We start from the raw sequence: 410 nt of genomic DNA on the forward strand, positions 1-410 counted from the left end.
CGATTGGCTCTTTCAAGGGCGAATGGAGCGCCTTGGCCTCGGAGTTGGTCCATGCAGTAACGGCCGCACAGCGCGACATGGCGAATACCTCGGATGACATCGCTGCTTTGGCATCGGCAGGCGACAGCCGGAAACCCGCTTCCCCCGACCCGCGCGAGCGAACCAACGATCTACAATCGGTGCTGATCGAGGATTGGGCCGGCGAGGTCGCAGGGTCGACCTATCTGGAAGAGAATTTCCGCATACCGCGCTCGACCCTGCATCGCTGGCAACGGCGAAACGAGGTCATTGCCTTGCGCAAGGGTGGCCGCAAGCATGTCTTCCCGCTCGCCCAGTTCGTCGACGGCAGGCCGGCGCCGGGGATCAGCGAGGTGCTTTCGCTAATTGCCAATCCAAGGCTGGCCTGGTTC

Annotated in this window: 1 pseudogene; it reads left to right on the forward strand. The window is 62.7% G+C overall.

Annotated elements, in window-relative coordinates:
* Positions 1–410, forward strand: a pseudogene (locus EOA29_RS40530) (hypothetical protein); the annotation flags it as partial.

It is taken from the genome of Mesorhizobium sp. M1E.F.Ca.ET.063.01.1.1 (assembly GCF_003998155.1).
In the GTDB taxonomy this organism is placed as follows: domain Bacteria; phylum Pseudomonadota; class Alphaproteobacteria; order Rhizobiales; family Rhizobiaceae; genus Mesorhizobium.